Raw genomic sequence first — 26,177 nt, forward strand, 5'->3', positions numbered from 1 at the left:
TTCACCTTCGACTAGCCGCCGACTGGCGGAAAATCCAGCGCGATGACGGCGAAGGGTGAACAGATTCAGTTTGAACTAAAAGATTTGCCGTAAACCTTATCGGGAACGTTTGCTTTGCAGTTACCCGGTCTGTGTTATTTAGAGTACCATCATGTTGCAGCGCCTCATATCCGATCGAAAAATACATGTCCTGGTCGCGACGCCGTCGGGCGTTTCGGGCCAGGGCGGCATCGACCGCATCATGGGGGCGCTGAAGCAGGAGTTCGAACGGCAAGAAGTCACCGACATCGATGTGCGCTTCCTTGCCAGTCGTGGCTCGGGGCATGTCGGACTTTCGATCTTCTATATGCTCGGCTTTTGCTTACGGATGCTTAAAGCGCGTCTGGCTGGACGCGCCGATGTCGTTCATATCAACATCTCAGTCTCCGGCAGCACCTATCGCAAGATGGTGATCGCCGCCTGCGCACGGCTGCTGTCGATACCCTATGTCCTGCATTTGCACGGGGCGCAGTATCAGACATTCTGGAAAGACGATCACGGGTTCATAAGCCGCCGTATCAAAGCTCTGTTCGAGCATGCCGATCGGGTGATCGTTTTGGGCAGGCTTTGGCGCGATTTCGTCGCCAACCGGGCGCCAGGCGCTGCCGGCAATATCGTGATCGTGCCCAATGCGACCGAAGTCCCGTCGCTGGCGCATGTCGGTGGCGGCGGCCACGTGCATATCCTGTTCCTGGGTCGTATCGGCGACCGCAAGGGCGTACCGCAATTGTTGGACGCGCTGCATCGCATGAACCCCGTCAAGAACTGGCGCGCCACGATTGCCGGCGATGGCGAAATCGATGCGGCACGGGCAAAATCGGCCGGGCTGGGGATCGCAGACCGGATCGCCTTTCCGGGTTGGGTGGGACCCGACGATGTCGCGTCGCTGATCTCTTTCGCGGATATTCTGGTTCTTCCCTCCTTCGCCGAAAACCTGCCTATGTCGGTGATCGAAGGGATGGCAGCCGGTTTGGCGGTGGTGGCAACCCCGGTTGGCGCGGTCGAAGACATAATTACCGACGGGCAATCCGGGCTGCTGGTGCCGCCAGGCGATGTTACTGCGTTGACCGACGCGCTGGGCCGCCTCGTGGAGAGCCCAGCACTGAGGGCGAGGCTTGGTGCCGGTGCCATGGCCGTGCATCGGGAACGGCTTGAACTCGCCCCGTTTGTCGGCGCAATCTGCGATGTCTGGCGGTCGGCGGCGTCAAGCCGTCAACCGGTCAAGCGCTGAGGCTGATGATCGCGGCGGCGCCTCAAGCCCGAATTCGCGGTGGAATATCTCCAAATTCAACAGCGCCCATATCAGCTTTTCGTGGTCTGCGGCACCCGTGGTGTGTTCCGAGACGATTTGATCAAGCTGTTTCGGGCTCAAATAGCTGCGAATGACGGAGTTAGGCGAGCAAAGGTGGTCGTGCACGTAGTTCCTCATCGACCCCCGAAACCATTCGGCGACGGGCACCTTGAATCCGATCTTGCGGCGGTTGAGAATTTCCTCCGGAAGTATGTTGGCCATGCTGCTGCGCAAGATCAGCTTACCCTTCCGCCAACCCACCTTGTAGCGATCGGGCAATTTGCTGACGAACGCAACCAGATCGCGATCGAGGAACGGCATTCTTCCTTCGATTGAACCGGCCATCATCATCCGGTCGCCTCGTTCCAGGAGATTGTCGGGCAACCACGATGTCTGATCGAAAAATAGCGCGCGGCGAAGATGGGATGCTGTCGCGCTTGAGGAAAACGGTAAGTTGTTGCGTCCATTGCGGCAATTGGCCGGCGCACTGATGAGGCGACTGTGTTCCTGCTCTGTCATGGCTCCAAACCAGGAGATCATCCGGGTGGCAAAGTCCCTTTCACCCGCGCTTCGGGCAAATGTATCGAACTTGGCCGATGCGCCAGGCATGGCACGTATCAAAGGGGCGAGGAGGTTGTTGTGGAGCAAGGCTGGAACGAGCGACCGGTAGATTCCAGCCAGTGACTCTGCGCGATGTTTGGGATACCCGCCGAGAACCTCGTCTGCCCCTTCACCTGTGAGCACCATCTTGACGTCCTGTGAGGCTCGCTCCGACATCAGGTAAATCGGAATGTCCGAACTTTGTGAAACGGGCGCCCCCAGATGGCGAATCAACTTCGGCAGGTGGTCAATCAGGTCGTCCGCTTCTATGACCAGTTCGCAATGATCGGTCTTGAAATGATCGGCGACGCGTCGGGCGAATGGAAGTTCACTATAGGCCGGTTCGCTGAAACCGACCGAAAATGTGCGGATGGGCTTGTCGCTGTGCTTGGTCATCAGGGCGACGATTGCTGACGAGTCGAGGCCTCCGGAGAGAAAGGCGCCGAAAGGTGCATCGCTGCGCATTCTGATCTCGACGGAATGGTCGAGCAGTTCCAGAAATCGTCGCTTGGCGGTTTCGTGGTCGATGTCCTCGGTCAGGTCCGTTTGATCTGGAGGCGTATAATAGCGCGTTTCCGTCACAGTCCCTTGCGACCAAACGGCATAGCTTCCGGGGTTGAGCTTGCGGATTTGTTTAAAAAGCGTGCGCGGTCCAGGCACGTAACGCCAGCGCAGGTACTCGTGCACAGCGTCCAAATCGAGTTGCTGCGCATTTGGCTGCGATGACAACAACGCGTTGATCTCTGAGGCAAAGGACAGCAGTTTTTCGCTTTGCATGAGGTAAAGGGGCTTTTTGCCGAACGGATCACGGGCGAGGATCAATTCGTGCCTCTGAGCATCCCAGAGCGCAAAAGCGAACATGCCGCTCAACCGGTCGAACATGGACAACTGCCACTGATCATAAGCTCTGAGCAGCACCTCGGTATCGGAGCGCGTTCGAAAATGATGGCCGAGGCCGATCAGTTCCTGGCGCAGCTCGATATAGTTGTATATTTCGCCGTTGAAAATTATTCTGAGATGGCCGTCCTCGATATGCATCGGCTGATTTGACTCTGGCGCTAAGTCAATAATCGCCAGGCGGCGATGGACCAATGCCAATTGTTCCTCGCCAGTATTCAAGTCCAAGAACTCGATGCCTTCGGCATCGGGACCGCGATGCCGCAATGCATTTGACATTCTGGCGGCCCGCTCTTGTGGATTCTCGGCCCTTCGGCCGATCCACCCGGCAATTCCACACATTGTTCCCCCTAGGCGCGCGTATTCCTCACTCCAGTACAACAAATGTATTAAACACTTCGTGGCTAACAGATCGAGCCGCGAGGGAAAAACTGCCACAGGCCGTTCTCGATCCAACCTGGCGTTGAGAGGATCGAAGTTGACGGCTGCTCATCCGCGACGAGAACTGACGGCAATTAGGGCAGGCCCAGTGCCTGCAGCATCTCCGGGTCGGGCACCGGGGGGCCATCGGGCCGGATGAGGCTCATCCCATAGCGATTGGAGAACTCCCAGACAGACCATGGGATCGCGAAGCGTTCGGCCTCTCGGCGCACCGCCTTGAGATAGCGCGAACGGTCGGCCTCGAAGGCGCCCATGCGGCCGTCCGCTGACATGAGGATAGCGCCGAATTCGCCCATGAAGAGCCGCCGGCTTGGAATGCCATGGCCTTCAGCCCAGTCGACGGCCTGACGAAAGCTCGTCTCGAGTTGGCTCTGCCCCCAGTTCTGCTCGAAATATTTCGCTACTGCTTCGCGCGCGGTGGCCATGTTCATCATCTGCTCGACCCTGCTCAAGCCGGCAGCTTCCATCCGCGCCCTAAGGGTTTCGGTCACCACTTCGGGTGTACTGCTGTCGGCAGGCCAGGGAAGTCCCGAAACAAAGCTGTTTGTGTCGTCGGGCCGCTGGTGGGTGAAGCTGTGCGGCTCATACATATGGAAGCTGTAATAGAGGTTTGGGTCATCAAAGCCGGGGCTGAGGTTGACCAGTCCGGCAATGCTGCCGCCGCAGGCGCCGGTCGCAACGATGGTGAGTTCGCTGCTGACCGCTCGAATGTCGTGGACGGTCCCCGCCATGATCCGCTGCCAGTCATCGCTGCCGCTTGGATCGCAAGGGTAATATGCTGGCTCGTTGTAAGGTTCGAGGGCGACTTTGTCGGTGCCTATCTTGACCAGCATGGCGGCGACCGCCACAACCATCTGGCGGTAGCCGGCGACGCCCTCGCTGTCGGCGCCGCCGTAGATCATCTCCATGCTGTAGTCCGGAACCTGAGTGACGCCATGCAGGTCGAAAACCACCTTGAGGCCGGTCGACGTGATCCGCTCGACGGCGGCGGCAAGTATGTCCAGCGCCTGCTGCCGCCTGGCGCCCTCGCTGGCAAGCAGAGGGCCGGGATCGACGCTCAGCCGGACGAAGTCGAAGCCCATCGATCGGATGTGGGCAAACACCTCCCCGGCCGGCCAATCGGTGAACGGCCTGCTTCCCGCAAGCCACTCCTTTTCGCTGCGATAGGGCGGCCAAACGTAGGTTCCGTCTTTCTCCACCGGCGACCAGTTGAGCCACTCATGCACGCCAACGCCGCGCTTGAGAGGGATGGGCGCTGCCTCGGCCGCCATAACCAAGGCGAGCACCCAGGCAACAACACACACCGCTTTTCTCATCGCTCTCTCCGCATGGTCGCCGGAGATATTAACCGCAACGAACGGGAAAGAAGATTGCCGGCGCGCAGCTTTTCGACGGCATGGTATACAAGGACCGAAACGTTGACGGGGCGTGCATGAGAATCGGCTGGTACATCAACCGATTGCGCAGCATGGGACCGGCCGAGGTGTTGCACCGGCTGAGCGAGCAACGTCGAAGGATCGCGTCGCGCCGCCGCGATGATGGGTGGGAGCGCTATCCATCGCCGCAGTTGCACCCGGTGCTGCCGGGATTTCGCCACGCTGTGCTGGCAGCGACCGACGCTCAACGGCAAGCCATAGCGGCGGCCGCGCAAGAGACGCTTCAGGGCCGGTTTTCGGCACTCGGGCGGACATGGCCAAAGCGCGAGCCCGATGTTTTGTTTCCTGCTGAGCTTTGGCGTCTTGATCCGGTGACCGGCAGGCTTTGGCCTGGCTCCGAGGCTCATACTTTCGACATCGATTTTCGCCATGGCGGCGACCTTGGCGATATAAAATATGTCTGGGAAATCAACCGGCTGCAGCAATTGCCGCCACTGGCTGCACACCTGCTCCTCAGCGAGGACAATCGGTCCCGGAGGGCCATCGAGGTGGCAATCGGCAGTTGGCATTCCGCCAATCCGCCGTTCCGAGGCATTGGCTGGGCGTCCGGCATCGAGGTAGCGCTGCGAGCCATCAGCCTGATCGTCACCCTGGACCTCGTTGGCGACCGGCTTGACCCGGCGACCCTGCGGAAAGCCGGTGAGATACTCGCGGCAAGCGCCTATTGGCTGCCGCGGTTTCCATCGCGATATTCCTCCGCCAACAACCATCTCGTCGCAGAATTGGCTGGCGAATATCTGGTCGGCCTGGCGCTCGGGGCCGAATCCGAAATCGCCCACGGCGCCCTCCTGAATGAGACGCACAAGCAGATACTCGCCGACGGCGCCGGTGCCGAGCAAACGCCGACCTACGCAGCCTTCAGCGCCGAACTCATCTTGCTGTGCGCCGCCGCGGCACGCCAGGCGGGAACGCCGTTTCCCCCCGCTGTCGAAGCGCGTCTGGGTGCCTTCGCCAATTTCGTCGGCTGGCTGCCACTGAAAGCCGCCCGCTTCGGCGACGACGATGAGGGCCGCGTGCTGAAGCTGGGGGACGAGCCGAACTATATCCGATCCGTCGCGGCCGCCATCCAAGGCTTGCTGGGGACGCCGGGCAACGTGCCGGGGCCCGACGACTTTCGTTCGCTTTTCTTTGGTGCGCCGTCGGGCCCGGCACCGGCGGTGCATGGCTTGCAGACATTCGCGCGAGGTGGGCTCTCCGTCTGGCGCGGAGCAATGAATGGCCGCGATGTCGAACTGACGTTCGATCATGGACCGCTCGGTTATCTCTCGATAGCGGCGCACGGCCATGCCGACGCGCTGTCGCTCAGCCTGTGCATCGACGGTGAGCCGGTGCTGGTCGATCCGGGCACCTGGCTCTACGGTTCGGGAGGCGCATGGCGCGACTGGTTCCGCTCGACGCCGGCGCACAACACGCTGAATATCGAGGGTAAAAACCAAAGCACCATCGCTGGGAATTTCAACTGGTCGCACAAGGCAGTTGCGACGCTGGTGGACAGCGAGCCTGGAACGCACTGGAGGCTGTGTGGCCGGCACGACGGGTATAGAAGCCGCTTCGGCGTCATGCATCAGCGCACTTTGGCGCGCCAGGCCGATGGCATCCTCATCACCGACCAACTGCTCGGCGGCAAGCACCAGTCCGAGATCGTCTTCCAACTGGCCGCCGGCCTCCATACCGACCGGCATGAAAACACGGTCACGGTGTTGCGCGGCGACGAGGCGCTATTGGCCATCCGCTTTCCTGATGCCGCGCTCGACATCCGCGCCGGCGGTGACATGCCGGGGCAGGGCGGTTGGGTTTCACTGCGTTTTGGTACCAGGCAGCAAGCCGAACGCCTCGCCTGGCACGGTGAAGTGGGCGAAGCCGGAATCCATATCCATCTTGCTCCAATTCACCCGCCGCAACGGCAAAAACCGGCGCCAACGTAGAGTTGCCGGGCGAGTTCCAGCCGTATTCGACATTAATTACGTTTGGACATTTAGCGGTTTCGTTACTGTTGATCTGCTAGTCTCGCACCATCCAGCCTGCTTTGCCCGCTGCGCCCGCAACAGCCACTGGTTGCAGGCGGCGTAGCGGGTTTGGCGGGAATTTCGTGCTTTGCAATTCGCCCCAGGAGCCGCTGCAACGATGTTTTCCGAATTTGCCAGAGCGATTGTGGAAAAGCTTTCGAACGTCAATCTGACCACGCTCGGCCTGCTTCTCCTCACCGCACTGGGCAGCGCGGTGATCGCCTACTGGCGAACTGCCGAACATAAATCCCTCAGGGATTTTTTCGATTTCGCCTTCCCGGCGGAAGTCATCCTGCATCCGTCGGCGCGAGCCGACGCCCTGTTCTGGATCACGAAACGGGCGATGATGCCCTTCCTGCTCATTCCTGCCGGCGTCACCTTCGTCGTCGCGGTGGGCTACGGCACACGCGAGGCAATCGGCTGGCTCCTTAACACCCACGCGCCGCTTCTCGGCGGCCCGGCGGGACCGATGACGATCGTCATCTTCACCGCAACCATGCTGGTCGCCTATGATATTTCATACTACCTCTACCACGTCGCCCAGCACCGCTTCCCGTTCCTGTGGGAATTGCACAAGGTGCATCATTCGGCCGAGGTGATGGTGGGGATCACCAAGGACCGGGTTCATCCGCTGGACGATCTGATGAACCGTATGTGGGATGGCGTCATCCCGGGCATCTGCTTCGGCATCTGGAGCCTCATTGCACTCGATCCGGTAGAGGTCGCTATCTTCGGCATCAACGTCTACGTCATCCGCAACATCCTGATGATGGATTTTGTTCGCCATACGCATCTCAAGATCTCGTTCGGCCCGTTGAACAACATCATCCTGTGTCCGCACTGGCACCAGGTTCATCACAGCATCGACCCACGTCATTATGACAAGAATTTCGGCCTGCTTTTTTCGTTCTGGGATCGGCTGTTCGGAACGCAATTTGTCCCGGAGCCTGATGAAGACCTGAAATTTGGCCTGATCGATCGCGATGTGCGCGATTATCAGTCGCTCTTTGGGCTCTACATCCTGCCGCTCAAGAAGATGACAAGGCATGTCATGCGACTGTTTCACAGGCGGCCCAATGTGGTCGCGCAGCCACAGGACAGTTCTCCTTCATGAACACCGTTGTTTCCATCGACGTCCTAGGCGCGGAGCGTCTGGAAATCGTCCGTTCGGCGGATCGCCTGGCGGCGGTCGAAGCCGCTTGGATGGACCTTTGGCATCGTACCGACGGGCTGATCTTTCAAAGCCATGCCTGGATTTCGGCATGGTGGAGTACCGTACAACGCCGTGACCAGCGCGCGTTGCGGATCGGCCTGGTGTGGAAGGGCGAGAAACTCGTTGCCGTCGTTCCGCTGGCGATCGGCAGGCGCAGGGGGCTGCGGTTTCTCGAATGGGCGGCCGGCAGCTATACCGACTATGGAGATATTCTCGTTGCCCCGGACTGCTCGTTGTCGGCGCTGCAGGAGCTATGGAGCCAACTCTGCGATGCCGGTGGCTTCGATCTTGCCCTGATCAATCGTCTCTCACCGGATGCGGCGGCCCGCAAAATTTTCACGCCGGGAGCTTCCAGCGGCATCAGGCTTCGTCCGTTTCACCGAACGGAAGTCAGCTATCGCGTTGCCGGACAATGGGAAAGCGGAGCGGCATGGTTCGCGGATCAGTCGAAAAAGACGCGCCAGAACTATCGGCGCGGCATCAAAGCGCTGGAAGAAACCGGAGAGGTGAGATTTCGCCTGCTTGCCCCCGACGAGCCGCTGCAACCGGTACTGGAGCGCCTCGCGGCCTTGAAGCGGAAATGGCTGACCGAGCGCATGCGTGAGTCCGACCTGTTCGAAGAGGGCGTGCCGGTACTCGCCGCGCTCGTCGACGCGCTGGCGCACGCCGGCGTGCTGCATATCTTCGTCCTGGAATGCAATGGCATAATGGTCGCGGTGTCGATCAACTTCGTCCAGCACGACGTGATGATGGCCTTCGTAACGACCTTCGATCCGGATTTCGGCCGGGCGTCGCCGGGTGTGATCCTGTTGATGGATTACGTACAGTGGTCGATCGATCACGGCTTGAGCGTGGTCGATTTCCTCTGTGGTGCAGAGTCGTTCAAACACAAATTCTCAACGCAGGCGGTTACGCTGGAATCCGTCATCGGAACGCGCACGGCACAGGGCGCGCTTGCATCCCTTGCCGATCGTGTCCTTCAGACCGTCAGGCACATGCGCGAGCGTTCATTGGCACCACCAGAGGGGCGCGATATCCCCGCCCAAGCCGAAGCAGCCTTGGACTAGCGGGACGCTGGCAAAAAAGCTCAAATGAAGCGCGGTATTGGACCGTTTTGCGGCGTAGTGCGGTCGCCGAGGTCGAGGAAGATTTCGTCGATGTAGCACCATCCCCAGCCTTCCGGCGGATCGTAGCCTTCGATGACGGGATGGCCGGTTGCCCGAAAATGCTTGGTGGCATGACGGTTGGGCGAGTCGTCGCAGCAGCCGACATGGCCGCATGTGCGGCAGAGCCGCAGATGCACCCACTGCGAACCGCTCTTCAGGCATTCCTCGCAGCCGAGCGCGCTCGGCGTCACGTCGCGAATGTCCCCGGCATGCCTGCATTCGTCCGCCATCATGCGCTCCTGGCCAGTTGAGGCGCCACGGCGAGACTGCCGCCTTGCGCGAGATATGCATGCAGCGCCGCAACCACCTGGGCACCTTCACCGACGGCAGCGGCGACGCGCTTGATCGAGCCAGCGCGCACGTCGCCGATGGCGAACACGCCGCTGCGGTTCGTCTCCAGCGCACCCGCTTGGCCAATGTCCGGCCCAGTGCGCACGAAGCCCTTCGCGTCCAACGCCAAGCCGCATTGCGCCAGCCAATCGGTGTTCGGATCGGCGCCGATGAACAGGAAGAGATGGTGGATCGGACGTGCTGTCTCCGTGTCGCGGTTGCGCCAGCGTACATTGCCAAGATTGCCGTCGTCGCCTTCCAGCGCCGTGATCTGCGTCTCAGCCAGCACCTCGATGTTCGGCTGTGCCCTGACGCGCTCCACCAGATAGCGCGACATGCTCGCATCCAGGCTGCTGCCGCGCGCCAGCAGCCATACCTTCTTCACATGCGCCGCCAGATAAACAGCAGCCTGGCCAGCCGAATTGCCGGCGCCGACCAGGGCCACCTCTTGCCCGGCGCAAAGCCGGGCTTCGATCGGCGAAGCCCAATAGTGCACGGAGGTTCCCTCGAATTGCGCCAGGTTTGCCATATCAAGGCGGCGATAGCGCGCTCCGCTGGCGATCACCACCGACCGTGCCCGCACGGTCTCCCCGCCGCCGACGGCGAGCGTGTAATGGGCGCCCGGCGTGTCGCTTGCACTGCCCAGCCGCTTCGCTTCGTCCGGTATCACCATTTCGACGCCGAATTTCTGCGCCTGATTGTAAGCGCGCGCCATCAGCGCCATTCCCGAAATGCCGGTCGGGAAGCCGAGATAGTTCTCGATGCGCGAGGAGGCGCCCGCCTGTCCACCAAAGGCACGGCAATCGAGCACGATCGTCGACAGCCCTTCGGAAGCCGCATAGACGGCCGCCGCGAGGCCGGCTGGTCCGGCGCCGACAATGGCCACGTCGTACAGCTTGTCGGCGTCGATCGGCCTCACCAGGCCGATGCAGCGGGCGAGCTCGTTCTCTCCGGGATTGAGCAGCAGCTTGCCGTTCGGGCAGAGCACGATCGGCAAATGGTGGATATCGACATGGAAGCGTTCGATCAGCGTCTTGGCGCAGGGATCGGTAGCGGAATCGAGAACCCGATGCGGCTGACCGCTGCGGGCTAGGAAACCTTGCAGCCGCAATACGTCACCGCTGTCGACCGGTCCGACAATGATCGGTCCGGCTGTGCCGCTCTCGAGCAGGCCGACACGGCGCAGGATCAGCGCCCGCATGATGCGCTCGCCGAGGTTTGCTTCCTGTACCATCAGGTCCCGCAGCCTTTGCGAGGCGATGACGAGCGCCTCGACCGGCTCGACCGCCTCCACATCCACCAGTGAGGGCCGGGCTGAAAGCTGCGCCAGCTCGCCGACGAAATTGCCCGCACCGTGCGTGACGATCGTTTCGCGCCGGCCGAAGCTGCCGCCCTGGATTATATCCACTTTGCCGGACAGGACCACGATCAGACCGGGCGCCAGCTCACCGGCTTTGACGATCTGTTCGCCTGCAGCATAGGACACGGCTTCGCCGAAACGGCCCATGCGGTCCAGGTCAGGTTCAGCCAGCGCGGGAAACATCTGATCGCGACGGGCAATGGAGATCGGATTGGCAGATTGAGACATGGTTCGAGCCTATCGCCGCTGTCCGACAGATTGAAGCGGTTTTTTGCGGCTTGCGGGCCGTAGGAACCTAACCCGCCTGTCGGTAAACGCTGCGCCCCTTCGCTTCGCATTTCACTAACAGCGGGCCGTGCGCCGGTGCCGTCGCGAGGTGCCTCACATTCCGTTGCATCTCCCTGATTTGTTTGATTTGCGTATTCCGGCAAACCCGACGCATGCTGCTTCGGCCGGCGCCTGTCTAAGCCGGCCAGGCCCGGCGCGCCGTCCTGTGTCAAACTCTCGGCCGCCGGGCTTCTGAACAGGAGAAACGGCCTGCGTCCGCTAGGCGGCTACCTGAAGCACGATCTTGCCGCGCGTATGCTGCTTCTCGAGCCGTTCCTCGGCTTTGGCGACGTCCTCGAGAGGATAGATTGCCTGCACGAACGGCCTGACCTTCCCGGCGTCGATGAGGCGGCTGATTTCGGCAAGCTGTGCTGCGTTCGGCTTGGTCAGATAGGAGACGCCGCGAGCCCGATGCTGGCGGGCCTTTTCCGCCGACGGTTCGGAAAGCGTTGAGACGAGCGTGCCGCCGGGTTTGAGCACGTCCCACGAGCGGTCCTGTGTTTCACCTGCTACTAGGTCGAAGACGAGGTTGACGTCCTCGACAACCTCCTCGAAGCGCTGGTTCTTGTAGTCGACCGCCTGGTCGGCGCCAAGCGCGCGGACGAAATTGAAATCCTGCGCGGAAACGGTCGTCGCGACGAAGGCGCCCGCAACCTTTGCAAACTGCACCGCCAGATGACCGACGCCGCCGGCGCCACCATGGATGAGGACCCGCTGCCCGGATTTGAGGCCGCCGTGATCGAAAAGGCCTTGCCACGCGGTAAGGCCCGCAAGCGGCACGGCGGCGGCTTCGGCGTGGTTTAAGCGTTGCGGCTTCGCCGCCGCCTCCGTTGCCTTGACGACGACATATTCGGCGTTGCCGCCGCGGTCGTTGCCGAGCATGGCATATAGCGGATCGCCCTTCTTCAGCGTATGGGCCCGCGTGCCGCACAGTTCCACCACGCCGGATACGTCACGGCCGAGCGTGACGGGCAGATCCGCGCCCGAAGAGCCCTCGCGAACCTTGTAGTCGACGGGATTGACGCTTGCCGCGTAGACCTTGAGCGTGACCTCGTCGTCATGCGGCTGAGGCAACGGAACCGCGTCCAGCGAAAGAGCCTCCGGTCCACCAAAATCGTGGATACGGACGGCCTTCATGGTAATCATGGCTTGCTCCTCGTCGGTTTGCGGTCCAGTTCGCCTCTGAACAGTTTCACCGGCAGGCTGGCGTCTATCCGGCCGGCGGTTCGGTCGTGGCAAGGCCGGTCGACGGTGCGCCGTCAGTGTATCGTTTGCGAATGCTCGCCGCCGGGTTGCGAGATGCCGCTTAGCGCTTCACCGGCTGTCGCCGTCTCGCTGTTGGTGGCGAGGTCGCCCAGCGAAACGATGCCGACCCGGCGCTTGTCGCGATTAAGCACCGGCAACCGGCGCACTTTCAGATCAGCCATGTTGCGCAGAACATCCTCCGCGTCTTCGTCGTCGAAGCAATACCTGACCTCGGTGCTCATCACTTCCCGTACCTTGGCGTCAGGTGTCTTGCCTTGGGCGACGCCGCGGATTGCGATGTCGCGATCGGTTATCATGCCGACGAGCCGGTCGTTCTCGCCCACCGGCATCGCGCCGGCGTCGAGGCGACCCATCATTTCTGCCGCATCACGTAGGGTTTGCTGCGGACTGGCGATCTCGACGTCCTTTGTCATGCAGTTGCCAACTTTCATTTTAACCTCCGTTGGTTGCAGGCCCTGCCGCCGAATTCCGTGATGGAAGGGTGAATGAGCGCCAGCGCAAAACGTTCCATGGCAAGACCCGTTTCGAGCGCTCCGCCAAATCACCCTTGCCATCCTCCACTCCGACCGCCCTTCAGGCGGTCGGCCCGGGAAAAGTCGGTTCCGAAGGAATTTCGGAAGGGGTGCCAGGAGGAATCCCGATTGGCTCCTGGTCCGGCATTGGAATTGGATCCGGCGAGGGTGGGGGTACGCCTGGAGGTTCTCCCGGCGGAGTCTCCGGCGGGGCAGGCGGCCGGGCCGGCTCGGGATTGGGATTGTCCGGCAGTGGATTCGGGTTGTTCGGATCGGGATTGTCCATCGATCACTCCCCTGACATCTGTGGCCTGATCTCCGCTCAGAGTGGGTTGTCGCAGCGGCGATCAGGCTCTCTTGTCCTAAACCAAGGGGAAGCAAAAGCGTTCCCGATTCCGACGCCAAGCGCGGTGCGAATCTATCGGGCGGTTCCCAGGCTGGCATACATTCCGTTGGTGCGGAATTGCGTCGGGTTGATGCCGTAGAGGCGGCGGAAGACCTTCGAAAAATAATTGGCATCCTCGAAGCCGCACATGATGGCGACTTCCTTGACCGGCAGGAAATCGGCCTTCGTCAGCAACTTCGCCGCGCGCTGCAGTCGCTGCTGCAGCACGAATTCGGCGGGCGGAAGACCTTCACTCTCGGCGAAGCAGCGCGAGAAATGCGCGCGGCTCAGGCCGCTGATCTCGGCGAGATCGGCAACGCGGAGCGGCCTGTCGAGATTGGCCTTGATGTGATCGATGACCGGTTGCATGGCGCTCTTGTCGTCGGTGACGGCATGCGAGCCGAAGACATCGTCGTAGAGCGCCATGGCGGCTTCATAGGCGACAGCCGAGGCGGCTCCGGGCGAGACCGCGCCTGTGATCAGGCGTACGCTGCAATCCGCGAGATGATCGATCGTCGAGGGCTTCAGCCGAAGCACCGGACCGACGGCGGCAAGGATCGACTTGTGAATGCGCAGTGCCTCCTCGCCGTTCATCGATATCCAGAAGAATTCCCAGCGTTCGCCCCTGGCCAGCCAGTAACGGTGGTTGTGCGGCACGAGAACCAGTAACGTATCGCCCCTTTGCAGACGGTAGTTCCGGTTCTCGTAGCGCAATCGGCCGATGCCGCTGATCGTGTGCTGGAGCACGGTAAACGGCGTCTGGCCGCGCCTGCGCCCATCCCAGTCGTAGACCTCGTTCTCGCGCACTTCATAGCCCGTGCTTGTCGGCATGGTGTGCAGGCGCTGGCGGCCGCGCGGCAGCGATACCGTCCTGCCCGCCGGCCCGGCGTCGATCAAGTTCCGCAGCACAAAATTACCCCTAAAAGCATAATCCTTCTCTGGTCGCGTGCTGAATTAGGCGCATAATCCCTCGAGAAAAGCAAAAGAAACCGCGGTCAAAGAGCGGACGGGAGGAAGCGCCGGAGTCCAGCCTGCACGCCATGGCAGGCGGGCCAGGCCTGTTTTCGCCGCCTTTGCCCTAACATTCGATCAGGTCGAGGTGAGACTGATGAGTTTCAAGATCGCTATCATCGGTGCGGGAAGCGTCGGCTTCACCAAGAAGCTCTTCACCGACATTTTGTGCGTTCCTGAATTCAGGGATGTCGAATTCGCGCTGACCGATCTCAGCGAGCGCAATCTCCAGATGATCAAGTCGATCCTCGACAGGGTCGTCGAATTCAACAGGCTGCCGACCAAGGTTACAGCAACGACCGACCGCCGTGCTGCCCTCGAGGGTGCCCGCTACGTCATCAGCTGCGTTCGCGTCGGCGGTCTCGAAGCCTATGCCGACGACATCCGCATTCCGCTGAAGTATGGCATCGACCAATGCGTCGGCGACACGATTTGCGCCGGCGGCATCCTCTACGGCCAGCGCAACATTCCGGTGATCCTCGATTTCTGCAAGGATATCCTCGAAGTCGCCGAGCCTGGGGCGAAATTCCTGAACTATGCCAACCCGATGGCCATGAACACCTGGGCGGCGATCGAATATGGCAAGGTCGATACCGTCGGCCTCTGCCACGGCGTCCAGCACGGCGCCGACCAGATCGCCGAAGTGCTCGGCGCCAAGTCGCGCACCGAACTCGATTACATCTGCTCCGGCATCAATCACCAGACCTGGTTCATCGACCTGCGTCTCAACGGCCGCAAGATCGGTAAGGACGAGCTGGTTGCCGCCTTCGAGGCGCATCCGGTCTATTCGCAACAGGAAAAGCTGCGCATCGACGTCCTGAAGCGGTTCGGCGTCTATTCGACCGAAAGCAACGGCCATCTTTCCGAATACCTGCCCTGGTACCGCAAGCGGCCGGACGAAATCACCCGCTGGATCGACATGTCCGACTGGATCCACGGCGAGACCGGCGGCTACCTTCGTTATTCGACCGAAACGCGCAACTGGTTCGAAACCGAATTCCCGCAATTTCTGGAATCCGCCGCGAGGCCGATCGATCCTGCCAAGCGCTCCAACGAGCATGCCAGCCATATTCTCGAGGCGCTGGAGACGAACCGCGTTTATCGCGGTCATTTCAACGTCAAGAACAATGGCATCATCGCCAACCTGCCGCAGGATGCGATCGTCGAGTCGCCCGGCTTCGTCGATCGCTTCGGTATCAACATGGTGGCCGGCATCACGCTGCCGGAGGGCTGCGCCGCCACTTGCATTTCCTCGATCAACGTCCAGCGCATGTCGGTTCATGCGGCAATCTCCGGCGATATCGACCTGCTGAAGCTCGCGGTCCTGCACGACCCACTGGTCGGCGCGGTTTCGACCCCGGAAGAGGTTTGGCAAATGGTGGACGAGATGGTCGTCGCCCAGGCCCGCTGGCTGCCGCAATATGCCGATGCGGTGCCGGCCGCGAAGGAACGGCTTTCGAAATCCAGGGTCAAGACCCGAGAATGGGCCGGTGCGGCACGGCGCGACGTCCGTTCGATCGAGGAATTGCGTGCGGAAAAAACGGCTCTCAAGCAGGCCGTCTGAATTTCATCGGGACGGATTGCGGTAAAGTTTCGGAGGGATTTTCGGCGCCGCACCGTCTGCATAGCGTTCGAGGAGAAATGGAGCGGCGTCAACGCGCTCCTGAACAACAGGGAGGAGAGACGATGAGGAATTTTCGAAACATTGGCATTCTCGCAGGGCTGGCGCTTGGCGTCTCGGCCTCGGCGCTGAGCGCATATGCATCCGAGCCGACCGTGCCGCCGGTGCCCGCGCAATTTCCCGCCGAGGGAAAGATCAAATATGTCGCGCGCGACTCCATCCTGGAGTTCAAGGCACTTCCAGAATACCACGAACCCGATTGGGTCACCGACAAATACGTCAAGCCAGGCAAGCTGCCGCCGGTCAAGGACCGGCTCCCGAAGGAGCCGCTGGTCTTCAAGACCGGCAACATGCCGGACGGCGTCGGCGTCTACGGTGACACGATGCGCCATGTCATCGGCGGCCGGCCGGAGGGCTGGAACTACGGCGCGGGGCAGACGCAAGGCTGGGGCGGCATCGACATCGGCCTCTCCGAATGCCTTACGCGAACGGCCCCGCTTTTCCAGGTCGAAGCCAAGGACACCGAGCCGCTGCCGAACCTCGCCAGGGGCTGGGACTGGTCGAAGGACGGCCACACGCTGACGATGCATCTGGTCGAGGGCGCGAAATGGTCGGACGGCGTTCCGTTCAACGCCGACGATGTGATGTTCTACTGGGACGACGAGGTGATCGACCCCAATGTCTCGCCGCTGAACGGCGCCACGCAGGAGACCTTCGGCGTCGGCACGACGCTGAAGAAAATCGACGACTACACCGTCGAGTGGACCTTCAAGGACGCCTTTCCGAAGCAACACCTCTACGCCATGGCTTACGGCAAGTTCTGCCCCGGACCGTCGCACATCCTCAAGCCGCAGCATCCGAAATACTCGAAGAACACTTACGAGCAGTTCAAGAACGCGTTCCCGCCGGAATATATGAACATGCCCGTGATGGGTGCCTGGGTGCCGGTGGCATACCGCCCCGACGACATCATCGTCATGCGCCGTAATCCGTACTATTGGAAGGTCGACGAGAAGGGCAACCAACTGCCGTATCTCAATGAACTGCACTACAAATTATCGACCTGGGCCGACCGCGACGTTCAGGCGGTGTCGGGGGCGGCCGACATCTCCAATCTGGAGCAGCCGGAGAATTTCGTCGCCTCGCTGAAGCGGGCGGCGCAAAAGGACGCGCCGGCCCGGCTTGCCTTCGGTCCGCGGCTGATCGGCTATAATCTGCGGATGAACTTCTCCGCCAACGGCTGGGGCAATCCCGACGAGCGTGGGCAGGCGGTTCGCGAGCTGAACCGCAACGAGGATTTCCGCAAGGGCGTTACCATGGCGCTCGACCGCAAGGCGCTCGGCGACTCGCTGGTCAAGGGTCCGTTCACCGCCATCTATCCGGGCGGCTTCTCCTCGGGTACGAGCTTCTACGACCGGAAGTCGACGGTCTACTACCCCTTCGATCTCGAAGGCGCCAAGGCGGAACTCGCCAAGGCAGGCCTGAAGGACAGCGACGGCGACGGCTTCGTCAATTTTCCTGCCGGCACCGCCGGCGGAAAGAATGTCGAGATCGTGATGCTCGTCAACAATGACTACACCACCGACAAGAGCCTCGCGGAGGGCGTCGTCGGCCAGATGGAGAGGCTAGGTCTTCGCGTTGTCCTGAACGGGTTGAACGGCGTCCAGCGCGACGCGTCCATGTATTCTGGCCGTTTCGATTGGATGGTCAGGCGCAATGATGAGGAGCTCACCTCGGTCGTACAGAACACCGAGCAACTGGCGCCGATCGGCCCACGCACAAGCTGGAACCATCGCGCTCCGGAAAACGGCCAGGTCGATCTGATGCCGTTCGAGAAGGACCTCGTCGACATCGTCAACAAGTTCGTCTCGGCGCAGGACAACGACGAGCGCGCCAGCCTGATGAAGCAGTTCCAGAAGATCTCGACGCAACACGTCTATACCGTCGGGCTGACCGAATATCCCGGCGCGCTGATCATCAACAACCGCTTCTCCAATATTCCGCAGGGAACGCCGATCTTCATGTTCAACTGGGCCGAAGATTCGATCATTCGTGAAAGGGTCTGGGTCGCTGTCGACAAGCAGCAGAAATATGAACTGTTCCCCGAACAGCTTCCCGGAAAGCCCGGCGACAAGGGTCCGACGAACTGAGTTTCCTCCCCTGACTTGAAAATTCCCGGCCGCGCTGCTGGCGCGGCCGGGACAAAGCCAGCGGCAAGGGGATAACTGAAACCGAGCGAGGAGAGAAACGGCCGATGCTGCGATTTCTGCTTATGCGCATAGCATCCGCATTACCGGTTCTCGCCATTTTGAGCGTGGTTACCTTCGCGATCATCCAGGCCCCGCCGGGCAACTATGCCGACTACATCCGCTTGCAGCTCATCAACCAGGGTGGAGCCTCCTTTGCCGAGGCCGATGCGCAGGCGAAGGCTTATAGCGTGGAGCATGGCCTCGATAAGCCGGTTCCGCTCCAATACCTGAACTGGATCGCCGGCATCGTCACCCGCGGCGACTTCGGCTACAGCCTGTATTACAACAAGCCCGTCGCCGACGTGGTGGGCGAGCGGCTGCCGCGCACGCTGCTGCTTGCGCTTGTCTGCCATCTCTTGGCTTCGGTGCTGGGCATCGGCTTTGGCATCTGGGCGGCGACCAGACAGTACAGCTGGATCGACAGTACGCTGTCAGCGATTTCCTTCCTCGGCATGACGGTGCCGCGCTTCCTGATGGCGCTGATCATCGTCTACCTGCTGGTCTTCCAGTTCAATGTGTCCGAGATCGGCAGCTTCTTTTCGCCGCAATTTGGCGGGGCGCCGTGGTCCTGGGCGAAGTTCGTCGATCTCGTCCGGCATGTCTGGCCGGTTGTCGCCATCGCCACCTTTGGCGGGCTCGCCTACAACATGCGGGTGATGCGCGGCAATTTGCTCGACACGCTGAACGCGCAATATGTCGAAACCGCTCGCGCCAAGGGTCTCAGCGGTGGTGCGGTCGTGATGCGCCATGCGGTGCCCAATGCGCTGCATCCGCTGGTCATGTATCAGGGCGTGGTGCTGCCCTATATGCTGACCGGCGAGATCGAGACTGCGATCATCTTTGCCCTGCCGACCGTCGGCCCGGCGATCGTCGGTTCGATGGCGGTTGGCGACGTCTATGTCACGGCGACCTTCATGATGGTGCTGTCGGCGACGCTGATCGTCGGCAACATCATCGCCGACATGCTGCTCGTCATGCTCGATCCGCGTGTGCGCCAATATGCAGGGTCCTGAGATGCTTGTGTTCGAGCCCTCGCTGCCGCCACTTGCCGAGGAGCCGGCCAAGATCAAGCCGCGCGGCAATGAGAGCTACATCGCACTCGTCTGGCGCCGCCTGAAACGGTCCTGGACCGGCATGGCCGGGCTCATCCTGGTCGCGTTTCTGGTGCTGCTGGCGGTGTTTGCCGACTTCTTCGCACCGATGGATCCCAAGGTGACCGATGTCGGCTTCGCCCCGCCGCAGATGATGAGCTTCCATGACAAGGACGGCAACTTCGTCTTCCAGCCACGCGTCTATGCCCTGGCGGATTCGGAAGACCTCGACCCGGTTACCTTCCAACCCGTCGTCGGGCCGGACTACGACCATCCGCGGCTGCTCGGCTTCTTCGTCAAGGGAGCGGAGTACAGACTGCTCGGCCTGCTTCCCGCGAACCGGCACTTCTTCGGCTCGACCGACGGCCAGCCGGTGCACTTCCTTGGCACCGACAAATTCGGCCGCGATGTGCTGGCTCGTGCGATTTATGGTTCGCGCATCTCGTTGATGATCGCATTGACCGTGGTTTTCATCGTCACCGTGATCGGCACGACGGTCGGCATGGTGTCGGGTTATTTCGGCGGCACATTCGATGTCTGGGTCCAGCGCTTCGTCGAACTGGTGCTCGCATTTCCGCAATTGCCGCTTTATCTGGCGCTAACGTCGCTGGTTCCGGTGACGGCGCCGACAAATGTCTTCCTGGCCTTCGTGATCGTCGTCATGTCGGCGCTTGGCTGGGCGCAGATGTCGCGCGAGGTGCGCGGCAAGACCCTGGCGCTGGCGCGAATCGACTACGTCCGTGCGGCGATGGCGGTCGGCGCCACGGATGGCCGCATCATCATGCAGCACATTTTCCCAAACGTGATGAGCCACGTGATCGTTGCCGTCACATTGGCGATCCCCAGTGTCGTCCTGCTCGAATCCTTCCTCGGTTTTCTCGGCTTCGCGGTGAAGCCGCCACTGATCTCCTGGGGGCTGATGCTGCAAGACACCGCCACCTATTCGGTCATTGGCACCTATCCCTGGATCCTCTCGCCGGTCGGCTTCGTGCTTGTCACCGTCTTCGCGTTCAACGCGCTTGGCGACGGACTGCGCGATGCAGTCGATCCTTATTGACGTGACATGATGCAACACGCGCTCGTCAAATCTTTCGCACCGCCTGTCCGGCTCGACCATGATGGACGTTCGGAAAACCCGGTCATCGATGCCCGCAACATCGCCGTCGATTTCAAGGTCGAGCACGGCATGGTGGAAGCGGTCAAGGACATCTCCTTCCAGCTCTATCGCGGCGAGACGATCGCCATTGTCGGCGAGTCCGGATCGGGCAAGTCGGTGACGGCGCGCACCGTCATGGGACTGTTGTCGAAGCGTGCGGTCGTGTCGCCGAAATCGACCGTCGAATACAATGGGGCGAACATCCTGAAATTTTCCGAGCGTGCCCGGCGCAAACTGCGCGGCGACCGCATCTCGATGATCTTCCAGGAACCGATGAGTTCGCTCAACCCGATCTACACGATCGGCAGCCAGATCGTCGAGGCGATACGGGTGCATCGCAAGATGAGCCGCAGGCAGGCCGAGGCAAGGGCGCTCGAGCTGCTGCAGCAGGTGCAAATTCCTGAGCCCCAGGCGCGGCTGAAGCAGTATCCGCACCAGCTTTCCGGCGGTCAGCGCCAGCGTGTGATGATCGCCATGGCGCTGGCCAACGATCCGGACGTGCTGATCGCCGATGAGCCGACGACGGCGCTCGACGTGACGGTTCAGGCGCAAATCCTCAATCTCATCCGCAACCTGCAGAAGAAACTGCGCATGGCGGTGATCCTGATCACGCACGACCTGACCGTGGTGCGGCAGTTCTCCGACTATGTCTACGTCATGCAGCATGGGGAGATGCGCGAGCACAATGTGACGGAGAAGCTGTTCGCCAATCCGCAGCATCCCTACACATGCCACCTGCTTGCCTCCGAGCCGCGCGGCCAGGCAAATCCGTTGCCGGAAGGCGCCGACGTCATTCTTGAGGCCAAGGGTGTGCGCGTCTCCTTCATGCTGCGGCACGGCACGTTCATGAAGCCGGATCTGCGCGAACTTGTCGCCGTCGACAGCCTCAGCCTGACCCTCCGGCGGCACGAGACGCTGGGCCTCGTCGGCGAATCCGGATCGGGCAAGACCACGTTCGGCGAGGCGTTGCTCAGGCTCAACACCACGGACAGCGGCGAGATCTATTTCGATGGCCAGCCGATCCATGGCTGTTCGCGGGCGCAGATGCGGCCGCTGCGGTCGCGCATGCAGGTCGTCTTCCAGGACCCGTTCTCGTCGCTCAACCCGCGCATGACGATCGGCCAGATCATCGAGGAAGGGCTTGTCGTCAACCGCATCGGCGCCACGAGGAACGATCGGATCGAGCGGGTGCGCGAGGCACTGATCAGCGCCGGCATGCCGGGCGATATCCTGTCGCGCTTCCCGCACGAGTTTTCCGGCGGCCAGCGCCAGCGTATTGCGATTGCCCGCGCCGTCGCGCTCGAACCGGAATTCATCGTACTCGACGAGCCGACATCGGCGCTGGATCTCTCGGTCCAGGCGCAGATCATCGAACTGCTGCGCAAGCTGCAGCGCGAACGGGGCCTGAGCTACATCTTCATCTCGCACGATCTCAAAGTCGTGCGGGCGCTGTGCCATCGCGTCATCGTCATGCAGCACGGCCGGATCGTCGAAGAGGGGCCTGTCGACGAAGTCCTGTCCCATCCCAAAACCGCTTACACCGAACGGCTGGTCAAAGCCGCTTTCGAGGTAGCCTGATTGTTATGCCGGAGGTTATTGTGGCAAGAAATCCCAAGGTCGCTTTCATCGGAGCTGGCTCGACGGTGTTCATGAGGAACATCGTTGGTGACATATTGCAGCGTCCGGCTTTATCCGGCGCGACGATCGCACTGATGGACATCAATCCGCAAAGACTTGAAGAAAGTGCAATCGTCGTTGGCAAGTTGATCTCGACGCTTGGCGTAAAGGCCAAAGCCGAAACCTATTCGGACCAGCGCAAGGCGCTGGCGGGCGCCGATTTCGTCGTCGTCGCCTTCCAGATCGGCGGCTACGAGCCCTGCACGGTCACCGACTTCGAAGTTCCGAAGAAATACGGGCTGCGCCAGACCATCGCCGATACGCTCGGCGTCGGCGGCATCATGCGAGGCTTGAGAACCGTGCCGCATCTGTGGAAGATCTGCGAAGACATGCTCGCGGTCTGCCCGCAGGCTATCATGCTGCAATATGTCAACCCGATGGCGATCAACACCTGGGCGATCGCGGAGAAATACCCCGACATCAAGCAGGTCGGCCTCTGCCATTCGGTGCAAGGCACGGCAATGGAGCTGGCGCATGATCTCGACATTCCCTACGAGGAGATTCGCTATCGCTCGGCCGGCATCAATCACATGGCCTTCTACCTGAAGTTCGAGCATCGCCAGCCGGACGGCTCCTATCGCAACCTCTATCCGGATCTGCTGCGCGCCTATAGCGAAGGGCGGGCGCCGAAGCCGGGGTGGAACCCGCGCTGCCCGAACAAGGTGCGCTACGAGATGCTGAAGCGCCTCGGTTACTTCGTCACTGAAAGCTCCGAACATTTCGCGGAATACACGCCCTATTTCATCAAGGACGGGCGCGAAGATCTGATCGAGAAATTCGGTATCCCGCTCGACGAGTATCCGAAGCGCTGCATCGAGCAGATCGAACGCTGGAAGGGGCAAGCGGAAGCCTATCGCTCGGCTGACAAGATCGAAGTGGAGCAGTCGAAGGAATATGCGTCCTCGATCATGAATTCGGTCTGGACCGGCGAGCCGTCGGTGATCTACGGCAATGTCCGCAACAATGGCTGCATCACGTCATTGCCATATAATTGCGCGGCCGAGGTGCCGTGCCTCGTCGACGCCTCCGGCATTCAACCCACCTTCATCGGCGACCTGCCGGTGCAGCTTACTGCGCTAATCCGCACCAATATCAACGTCCAGGAGCTGACGGTCCAGGCGCTGATGACCGAGAACCGCGAGCACATCTATCACGCGGCGATGATGGACCCGCACACGGCGGCTGAGCTCGACCTCGACCAGATATGGTCGCTGGTCGATGATTTGCTGGTTGCGCATGCCGATTGGCTGCCGGCCTGGGCGCGCGGAGCGCGCAGCGTTCGGGCGGCCTGAGGCGCAGGGCTGTCTATTTCACTCGCCTATGCCGACCATAAAGCCCGCTTTGAAAGCGGCGCGGCGTTGCCGGCCGATGTCTCGAAATCGAAGAGCTTCTGCGTCACCAGTGCAGCCGCCCCTCTTGCCCAGGAATTGTCCTCCCAGTCCAGCAGCATTGGCGGTGCTTGTCGAAAGGTGTTTTGCCCGAGCATCACCCGCATCGGGCCAAACAGCGCGTCGCCAAACGATACCGCTTCACCGCCGACAACAATGACCTCCGGGTCGGTGATGTTGACAAGATTGGCGAGATGCCGGCCGATGCCACGTCCGGCTTCTTCGAGAATGGCGACGGCTCGCGGTTCGCGGTCTGCCAAGGCTTCCATAAGGGTCGCTTTGCAATCCGCTTCGTCGTGCCCGGTGGCTTCGCGCCATGTGCGCAGGATCGCCGGCTCGGCGTAATAGGCCATCAGGCAGCCGCGTTTTCCGCACTCGCAAAGGCGGCCGTTCTCCTCATAGGAGGTGTGACCGAATTTGCCGGCAGCACCGTTCGCACCGCGATAGAGTTTGCCTTCGAAGACGAGCGCACAGCCGATCCCGACGCCGATCGCCAGCACCGCCATATTGCGGTGCTGGCGTCCGAGGCCGAAGAGTTGCTGGGCAATGGCGTAGGCATTGGTGTCGTCCTCAAGCCACACGGGGACGTCCACCCGTTCGGCCAGCATCGGGCCAAGGGGAACGTTGTCCCAGTTATAGCGATTGCTGCGGATACACACGGCCTTCTGGTTGTCTATAACGCCAGGCATTGAAACGCCGATCCCGGCAAGCTTGGCGCCGGGCCGATCGACAATCGCAATCAGCTCCGGCACCGCCTTGGCCAACGCCTTTGTAATACGGTCGGGATCGCTGTCCGAGAGCTTGACGCGCATGGAACCCAGCGGATTGGTCGCAAGATCGGTGACCACGCATTCGACCGACCCGACCATCAGCTTGAAACCTATGGCGAGGCCGTTTGCGTAGTTGATATCCACCGGGATAGGGCGGCGCCCGGCCGAGCCCACGACTGTCTTGCCCTCGATCAGCAGGCCATCCTCGATGAGGTCCGCCACGACGAAGGTGACGGCCGCCGGACTGAGGCCGGTAACGGACGCTATGTCGGCCCGGCTGCGCGGACCCTCCTGCCGCAAGAGATTGAGGATCAGTCTCCGGTTCATCGCCCGGGTCGTGCTCGGGTCACCCTTGAGCTTCACGGATTTATTCCTTAATTTTGTAAATTAATTATTGCCTCTCGATCAAACATATGCGTAAGTTTGCCCAACTGTTCAACACCCGAACCGGGGTTAACGAAAATAATCCGGTTCATACCGGCAGCCACCGCGCTCTGAAGGAGCGGGCAAGCATGTTGTCTTGCCCGGGAGATGCGTTGTCGGGTTCGCACAGCGCCGGTGAGGGGGACGACCGCGTCGGCCGCGATGCCGGGCAGAATTAACAACAAGGGAGGAGTGACAATGACGTTCAAGTGGATCGAAAAGCCGTCGACGCGGCGCAATTTCCTTAAGGGAGCCGGTGGCGTTTCCGCCGCGGTGCTCACGGGCTTTCCAATGCCGGCACTCAGCCAGTCGAGCGAAGTCACCATCATTTCAGATGAAAACAATGCCGATGCCCTGCAGATTTTGCGGCGCATCGCGGCCGATTTCGAGAAGCAGTCAGGCACCAAAGTTGTGATCAACAACATGGATCACGAAGCCCACAAGACCGCGATCCGCAACTACCTTGTGGCCGGCGCGCCGGATGTCTGCTTCTGGTTCTCCGGAAACCGCATGCGTGCCTTCGTCAACCGCGGCCTGTTCGACGACATTTCGGATCTGTTCGAGAAGGAAAAATACAAGGACGTGCTGGGTGCTACGACCGGTGCCGTCACGGTCGACGGCAAGCAGTATGGACTGCCGACCGGCGGCACGATGTGGGGCATGTTCTATCGCAAGGACGTCTTTGCCGAGCACGGACTTACGGTACCGGCGACCTGGGACGAATTCCTCGCTTACGGCCAGAAATCCAAGGCCGCCGGCCTAATCCCCGTCAGCATCGGCACCAAGGAACTCTGGCCGGCGGCCGGATGGTTCGATCAGATGAACCTGCGCATCAATGGTCTCGACAAGCACTTCGCCTTGATGAACGGCAAGATGGCCTATACCGACCCGGCGCTGAAGCCTGTTTTCGACCACTGGGAGGAGCTGATCAGGCAGGGTTTCTTCACGCCGGATCAAACCTCGTTCGGCTGGCAGGAGGCCGGCGCCTTCCTCGCCCAGAAGAAGGCCGGCATGATGAACCTCGGTGCCTTCGTGAAGGCTACTTTCCCTGAGCAGGATCTCGAGCAGCTGACATTCGCGCCTTTCCCGAAGATTGACGCCGCCCTCGACCGCTACGAAGAATTCTCGGTCAATTCGGTCCACATCCCGGCCAACGCCAAGAACAAGGCGGGTGCCCGCGAGTTCCTCGCCTTCTTTTACCAGCCGGAAAATTTCGGCCCCTATCTGGAACCTGGCGGCAACGTTCCGCCGCGCAACGACCTTCCAGCCAGCAAGGACCCGCTGGTCAACGCGGCTGTGGAAAGCCTCAAGACGGTGGCCGGCACGTCGCAATATTACGACCGCGACACCGATCCCGACATGGCCCAGGCGGGTCTGGTCGGTTTCCAGGAATTCATGGCCAAGCCGGAGCGCCGGGATGCCATTCTTCAGCGACTCGAGGGAACCCGTCGCCGGATCTTCAAGATCTAGCGCCTCCCAGCCGAGGGGAGCGGGGTCTTGCCCGCTCCCCGATGCGTTCCGG

19 protein-coding genes are annotated in these 26,177 nt (G+C 61.2%); 11 read left to right on the forward strand and 8 right to left on the reverse strand.

The genetic code is table 11. The annotated features are described in order from the left end of the window. Window positions 1-151 precede the first annotated feature (151 nt). Complete coding sequence (locus tag NKH01_RS17230) at window positions 152-1,270, forward strand: glycosyltransferase family 4 protein (RefSeq protein ID WP_352844703.1); 1,119 nt, start codon at window positions 152-154, stop codon at window positions 1,268-1,270. On the opposite strand, the gene asnB is transcribed toward NKH01_RS17230, so the two are convergent. Then, window positions 1,244-3,169 (reverse strand): asparagine synthase (glutamine-hydrolyzing), encoded by a 1,926-nt coding sequence (gene asnB, locus NKH01_RS17235; RefSeq protein ID WP_353021343.1) that lies wholly within the window; start codon window positions 3,167-3,169, stop codon window positions 1,244-1,246. The two genes, NKH01_RS17230 and asnB, sit on opposite strands and share 27 nt — an antisense overlap. 173 nt (window positions 3,170-3,342) lie before the next feature. After that, a complete protein-coding gene (locus NKH01_RS17240; protein ID WP_023720689.1) occupies window positions 3,343-4,584 on the reverse strand; it encodes a glycoside hydrolase family 5 protein in 1,242 nt (413 codons plus the stop codon). Window positions 4,585-4,700: 116 nt separating this feature from the next. On the opposite strand from NKH01_RS17240, the gene NKH01_RS17245 reads away from it, so the two are divergent. From NKH01_RS17245 to NKH01_RS17255, 3 genes are all read left to right on the forward strand, one after another. Continuing rightward, on the forward strand, window positions 4,701-6,629 hold the full coding sequence (locus NKH01_RS17245) for a heparinase II/III family protein (protein ID WP_353021346.1): 1,929 nt from the start codon (window positions 4,701-4,703) through the stop codon (window positions 6,627-6,629). Between the two features lie 199 nt (window positions 6,630-6,828). Then, window positions 6,829-7,824: a sterol desaturase family protein gene (locus tag NKH01_RS17250; protein WP_353021348.1), complete on the forward strand. Its 996-nt coding sequence runs from the start codon at window positions 6,829-6,831 to the stop codon at window positions 7,822-7,824. After that, a complete protein-coding gene (locus NKH01_RS17255; RefSeq protein WP_352494478.1) occupies window positions 7,821-8,990 on the forward strand; it encodes a GNAT family N-acetyltransferase in 1,170 nt (389 codons plus the stop codon). The genes NKH01_RS17250 and NKH01_RS17255 overlap by 4 nt, the downstream gene beginning before the upstream one ends. A 20-nt stretch (window positions 8,991-9,010) precedes the next feature. Here NKH01_RS17255 and NKH01_RS17260 read toward each other — a convergent pair whose 3' ends face one another. The 5 genes from NKH01_RS17260 to NKH01_RS17280 form a co-directional block, all read right to left on the reverse strand. Beyond that, on the reverse strand, window positions 9,011-9,322 hold the full coding sequence (locus NKH01_RS17260) for a UBP-type zinc finger domain-containing protein (protein ID WP_036238601.1): 312 nt from the start codon (window positions 9,320-9,322) through the stop codon (window positions 9,011-9,013). Then, window positions 9,319-11,007 carry an FAD-dependent oxidoreductase gene (locus tag NKH01_RS17265; protein ID WP_352484041.1) on the reverse strand — a complete coding sequence of 563 codons (1,689 nt, stop codon included), beginning with the start codon at window positions 11,005-11,007 and terminating at the stop codon, window positions 9,319-9,321. Before NKH01_RS17265 ends, NKH01_RS17260 begins: the two co-directional genes overlap by 4 nt. A 318-nt stretch (window positions 11,008-11,325) precedes the next feature. Next, complete coding sequence (locus NKH01_RS17270) at window positions 11,326-12,252, reverse strand: NADP-dependent oxidoreductase (protein ID WP_245278648.1); 927 nt, start codon at window positions 12,250-12,252, stop codon at window positions 11,326-11,328. A gap of 113 nt (window positions 12,253-12,365) precedes the next feature. Continuing rightward, a complete protein-coding gene (locus NKH01_RS17275; protein WP_353021351.1) occupies window positions 12,366-12,803 on the reverse strand; it encodes a CBS domain-containing protein in 438 nt (145 codons plus the stop codon). A 499-nt stretch (window positions 12,804-13,302) separates the two neighbouring features. Beyond that, entirely contained in the window at window positions 13,303-14,100 is a 798-nt protein-coding gene (locus NKH01_RS17280; RefSeq protein WP_084642854.1) for a helix-turn-helix domain-containing protein, read from the reverse strand. Between the two features lie 277 nt (window positions 14,101-14,377). Between NKH01_RS17280 and NKH01_RS17285 the strand changes: the two genes are divergently transcribed. The 6 genes from NKH01_RS17285 to NKH01_RS17310 all read left to right on the forward strand — a co-directional run bounded on the left by NKH01_RS17285 (window position 14,378) and on the right by NKH01_RS17310 (window position 23,366). Continuing rightward, window positions 14,378-15,844: an alpha-glucosidase/alpha-galactosidase gene (locus tag NKH01_RS17285; RefSeq protein ID WP_352494473.1), complete on the forward strand. Its 1,467-nt coding sequence runs from the start codon at window positions 14,378-14,380 to the stop codon at window positions 15,842-15,844. 122 nt (window positions 15,845-15,966) lie between these two features. Then, on the forward strand, window positions 15,967-18,051 hold the full coding sequence (locus NKH01_RS17290; RefSeq protein WP_023720678.1) for an ABC transporter substrate-binding protein: 2,085 nt from the start codon (window positions 15,967-15,969) through the stop codon (window positions 18,049-18,051). Window positions 18,052-18,155: 104 nt separating this feature from the next. After that, a complete protein-coding gene (locus NKH01_RS17295) occupies window positions 18,156-19,163 on the forward strand; it encodes an ABC transporter permease (RefSeq protein ID WP_031194486.1) in 1,008 nt (335 codons plus the stop codon). Window position 19,164: 1 nt separating this feature from the next. Further along, complete coding sequence (locus NKH01_RS17300; RefSeq protein WP_031194485.1) at window positions 19,165-20,298, forward strand: ABC transporter permease; 1,134 nt, start codon at window positions 19,165-19,167, stop codon at window positions 20,296-20,298. A 9-nt stretch (window positions 20,299-20,307) separates the two neighbouring features. Beyond that, a complete protein-coding gene (locus NKH01_RS17305; RefSeq protein ID WP_352639489.1) occupies window positions 20,308-21,975 on the forward strand; it encodes an ABC transporter ATP-binding protein in 1,668 nt (555 codons plus the stop codon). Window positions 21,976-21,995: 20 nt separating this feature from the next. Then, window positions 21,996-23,366, forward strand: coding sequence for an alpha-glucosidase/alpha-galactosidase (locus tag NKH01_RS17310; RefSeq protein WP_353021355.1), 1,371 nt, complete (start codon window positions 21,996-21,998; stop codon window positions 23,364-23,366). Window positions 23,367-23,392: 26 nt separating this feature from the next. On the opposite strand, the gene NKH01_RS17315 is transcribed toward NKH01_RS17310, so the two are convergent. Beyond that, window positions 23,393-24,595 carry an ROK family transcriptional regulator gene (locus NKH01_RS17315; RefSeq protein ID WP_023720673.1) on the reverse strand — a complete coding sequence of 401 codons (1,203 nt, stop codon included), beginning with the start codon at window positions 24,593-24,595 and terminating at the stop codon, window positions 23,393-23,395. 258 nt (window positions 24,596-24,853) lie between these two features. On the opposite strand from NKH01_RS17315, the gene NKH01_RS17320 reads away from it, so the two are divergent. Further along, complete coding sequence (locus NKH01_RS17320; RefSeq protein ID WP_023720672.1) at window positions 24,854-26,125, forward strand: ABC transporter substrate-binding protein; 1,272 nt, start codon at window positions 24,854-24,856, stop codon at window positions 26,123-26,125. The last annotated feature ends 52 nt before the right edge of the window (window positions 26,126-26,177 follow it).

Origin of the sequence: Mesorhizobium sp. M1403 (genome assembly GCF_040317695.1) — a bacterium.
Taxonomy (GTDB): Bacteria; Pseudomonadota; Alphaproteobacteria; order Rhizobiales; family Rhizobiaceae; genus Mesorhizobium.